Source organism: uncultured Rikenella sp. (assembly GCF_910577125.1).
In the GTDB taxonomy this organism is placed as follows: Bacteria; Bacteroidota; Bacteroidia; order Bacteroidales; family Rikenellaceae; genus Rikenella.
In genome coordinates, this window is sequence record NZ_CAJTMN010000143.1 from 1 (window position 1) to 4,169 (window position 4,169).

Consider the following 4,169-nt stretch of genomic DNA (forward strand, 5'->3'; position numbering starts at 1 on the left):
CGCGCCTTGGGAAATCCAGTCAAAACACGCAAGCGAGTTTTGACGATTTCCCTTTCAAGGCGTGGCGCGGTGCCTTCGGGCACTCCGACAGGGCCGCCTCTACCCTAACCGGACGGAACTGCCCTCGGGCCGGGCAGGCCCCGCTTAAATAAGGCAGTGATAACCCTAGTAAAAGCCCCTGTGGGGCCCCGCGGTGGGCAGATGGCCGTGTCTACCCTAAAAGAATCGCCGGGGGATTTTCAAGGGGGATGTGAATCCCCCTTGAATGTGCTCTTTGCCTACTTTCTACCACATAGTAGAAAGTAGGGGCCCCCGCGGCCTAAGCGGAACAGAGAGAAGAGATAAACCATCTTTCCGACGTTGATCACCGCCCGACGTTTATCGGATAAACGAGTTTTATCCGCGCGCCTTGGGAAATCCTGTCAAAACGCCCAAGTGCATTTTGACGATTTCCCTTTTAAGGCGTCGGCGCGCGGTTCGAGCTTCGACTGCCCTCGGGCCGGGCAGGCCCCGCGTGCCCGCGGTGGGCAATTGGCTGGAGTAGCTCAACTCTTCGAACAGTTCTCTGTTCGCGCGCCTTGGGAAATCCAGTCAAAACGTGCCAGCACATTTTGACGATTTCCCTTTTAAGGCGTCGGCGCGCGGTTCGAGCTTCGACTGCCCTCGGGCCGGGCAGGCCCCGCGTGCCCGCGGTGGGCAATTGGCTGGAGTAGCTCAACTCTTCGAACAGTTCTCTGTTCGCGCGCCTTGGGAAATCCAGTCAAAACGTGCCAGCACATTTTGACGATTTCCCTCTTAAGGCGTGGCGCGCGGAGCTGGCTTTGTCGCGCGCCGGGCGATTCATTTTCTTTCGGCTTACGCCAAAATAGTTGAATCGCTTTTTAAGGCGTCGGCGCGCGGGTTACTTTGCAAGTAATAAAGGCTGCCCGCCGTGGCGCGGATGCGTCCGCCGGGCGGGCGGTGCGTGCCGCACTCCTAATGGGCAGCCTCTACCCCAACCGGATAGAACTGCCTGCGCGGGACAGAGCGATACTTGTGTGTCGCTAAGGGCGCCTCCGCCTCCTGTTTATTCCGCGAGGCTGCCGCTTTTACAGGACGTTCACTTCCATCGAAAGACGAATGCCGAATTTCGATTCCACGTCGGTGATGATCCGGTCGGACAGTTGCAGAATCTCATCGGCGGTCGCTCCGCCTAAGTTGATCAAAATCAGAGCCTGGCGGGCATGTATGCCGACAGGGCCGTCCCGGTAGCCTTTCCAGCCTGCCCGGTCGATCAGCCAGCCGGCGGCGATTTTGACGCTGGAGGGCGAGGAGGTCGGATGGATCGGAAGATCGGGGTATCGGGCCTTGAGGGCTTCGGCCTGAGAGGCCGGTATCACGGGGTTCTTGAAAAAACTGCCGGCGTTCCCTGCTACTGCCGGGTCGGGCAGCTTCTCGTTCCGGATCGCTGTCACGGCGGCACGGACGTGCGCGAGGCTCGGGCCGCCGAGGCTCATCACCCGGTCGTGCAGGTCGCCGTACCTTATATTATAGGTGTAGCCTTCCGGAGCCTCTTCGGGTCGGAGGCGGAATTCGACGGCGGTGATGACGGCCCGGCCGCGCAGCGGGCCTTTGAAGATCGATTCGCGGTAGCCGAATTCGCAGGCGGAGGCGGGAAGGCGGACGGTCTCGAAGCGTTCGGTGTCGAAGTATTCGACGGTCTCGATGGTGTCTTTGGCTTCGGAGCCGTAGGCGCCGATGTTCTGGACGGGGGCGGCGCCGACGCTGCCTGGGATGGCCGAAAGGTTCTCCAGACCGCCCAGACCCCGATCTACGCTCCAGACCACGAGGTCGTCCCACACGACGCCGGCTTCGGCCCGAACCAGGGTGGGTTCGAGGAGGGTGATCCGGGTGCCGGTCGGGTGGAGGATCAGACCGGAGAAACGGCCGGTGAGGATCAGGTTGCTCCCGCCGCCCACCACGTACCACGGCCAGCGGTTCGTCCGGCAGGTCTCGATGAGGGGGCGAAGCTCCTCGGTATCACGGAATTCGGCCCAGCGGGCGGCGGTGGCTTCCAGACCGAAGGTGTTCCGGTCGCGGAGGGCATAATTTTCGGATATTTTGTTCATCTTTTCGGGTCGAAAGGGGTTTGGATACGCAAATTTAAAAATAATGATTAACTTCGAGGACGATTATTCCTTTTTGGTTATGGCTGTTTTTACTCAAAATGACTTGGATCGGATGGCGGCCCGGGGTACGGATCGGGCGGTGGTGGAGGAGCAGTTGGAAAATTTCAGAACGGGGTTTCCATACCTGAAGATCGACCGCGCGGCGGTGGCCGGGGACGGGATCGTGAAGCTTGCGCCGGAACGGGCCCAGGAGCTGGCGGGGCTGTACGGACGGGCGGTGGCGGGGCTGACGGTCGAAAAGTTCGTCCCGGCGTCGGGGGCGGCTTCCAGAATGTTCAAGGAGTTGTACGAGTATGTGTCGGACGGCAAGTCGAGCGCGACGGTGGAGCGGGTGTTGGAGGGGCTGGAAAAGTTCGCGTTCTATGAGGATTTGCGGGCGCTGGGGATCGATATGGGGGATTCGAAGGCGGTGATCTCGGCGATCGTGAACGATAACCCGGGGTTGGGGCTGGGCGGGAAGCCGAAGGGGCTGATCAAGTTCCACCGCTATGCGGAGGGGGGAAGAACGCCGATGGAGGAGCATCTGGTGGAGGTGGCGCTCTATGGGGGGAGTCCGGCGAGGATCCATTTCACGGTCTCGCCGGAGCATATGGAGGACTTTAAACGGAAGGTCGCGGAGCGGATCGGGGCGTTCGAGGCGAAGTACGGGGTGGAGTATGCGATCTCGTATTCGGTGCAGGAGCCGGGGACGGATACCGTGGCGGTCAATCCGGATAATACGCCGTTTCGCTCCGGCGGTTCTGCGGACGGGGAGATTCTCTTCCGGCCGGGGGGGCATGGGGCGTTGATCGAGAACCTGAACCGGATCGATGCGGATCTGATCTTCATCAAGACGGTGGATAATGTGGTGCCGGATCACCTGAAGGAGGATACGGTGCTGTATAAGAAGGCGTTGGGTGAGGTGGCGCTGGAGCTCCAGCAGCAGGTGTTCCTCTACCTGAAGAAGATCGACTCGGCGGGGTTTGCGGCGGAGGGGGATTTCCGGGCGGAGGTGCGGCGGTTTGTCGAGGAGGAGTTGTGTTATCGTTTTCCGGAGGGGGTGGAGCCGACGCTGGAGGATTTGAGGAGGGTGTTGGATCGGCCGATCCGGGTGTGCGGTATGGTGCGGAACGAGGGGGAACCGGGCGGGGGGCCGTTCTGGGCGGAGACGTCGCTGGGGATGCCGGGGGCGCTGTCGCTCCAGATCGCGGAGTCGTCGCAGATCGACCCGGAGCATCGGGCGGCTTTGATGGGGGGAGGAACGCATTTCAATCCGGTGGATCTGGTCTGCGCGGTGAGGGATTTCAGGGGGCGGAAGTTCGACCTCGCGCGGTTCGTGGACAAGCGCACGGGCTTTATCTCGGAAAAAAGCAAGGACGGGAGGGCGCTCCGGGCGCAGGAGCTGCCGGGGCTCTGGAACGGGGCGATGGCGGACTGGACGACGGTCTTCGTGGAGGTGCCGATCTCGACGTTCGCGCCGGTCAAGACGGTGGCGGACTTGCTCCGGCCGCAGCATCAGTAGGGGGTTGGTTGTTGACAGGGTGGTTTAGCGGTGTGTGCTCAAAGTTTGAGTCTTGCGGAGCGTAAGGCGTAGCGTAGCTAACTGAAAGTTCTTTGGGTACCTTTCTTTCAAGAAAGGTACGGTTCGAGGCGGGGCAATGCTCGCCCGTCGCCCGCCCCGCTTAAAGAGGAATTTCATTCGTTTTGCGACAAGCAAAACCGAGATGAAATTCCAGCGGGCGACGGTTGAATCGCTTTGGCGTTCGTAACGCGGCGGAGCGATAGCGGAGCCGCAGTGAGGCTGTGCTTGGGGCTGAGCTCTTGCGACTCGAAGAGTCGCGCGGGCCGGAGCCACCCCCGGCGAGGGCCGCTACTCGCGCAGCTCGTCGGACCCCCGCTGGCCCCGGCCCGGGCTTCGCCTGCTTTGTGAGCGTCCAGCCCGAACCCGACGGAATTGGGCTGAGTTGTTGCGACCCGCAGGGTCGCGCAGTCCGACGCCCCGGCAGGCGGAGGAGTGCAACT

2 protein-coding genes are annotated in these 4,169 nt (G+C 61.7%); one reads left to right on the forward strand and one right to left on the reverse strand.

Annotated elements, in window-relative coordinates; all coding sequences use genetic code 11:
* Positions 1–1,088: 1,088 nt before the first annotated feature.
* A complete protein-coding gene (murB, locus tag QZ292_RS09825) occupies positions 1,089–2,108 on the reverse strand; it encodes a UDP-N-acetylmuramate dehydrogenase (RefSeq protein ID WP_294601065.1) in 1,020 nt (339 codons plus the stop codon).
* 43 nt (positions 2,109–2,151) lie between these two features.
* On the opposite strand from murB, the gene QZ292_RS09830 reads away from it, so the two are divergent.
* Positions 2,152–3,669 carry a DUF4301 family protein gene (locus QZ292_RS09830; protein ID WP_294601068.1) on the forward strand — a complete coding sequence of 506 codons (1,518 nt, stop codon included), beginning with the start codon at positions 2,152–2,154 and terminating at the stop codon, positions 3,667–3,669.
* The last annotated feature ends 500 nt before the right edge of the window (positions 3,670–4,169 follow it).

Bases quoted from the DNA above. Each gene is read 5' to 3' on its own strand.
- murB (WP_294601065.1), bottom strand. From the start codon at position 2,108: ATGAACAAAATATCCGAAAATTATGCCCTCCGCGACCGGAACACCTTC.
- QZ292_RS09830 (WP_294601068.1), top strand. From the start codon at position 2,152: ATGATTAACTTCGAGGACGATTATTCCTTTTTGGTTATGGCTGTTTTT.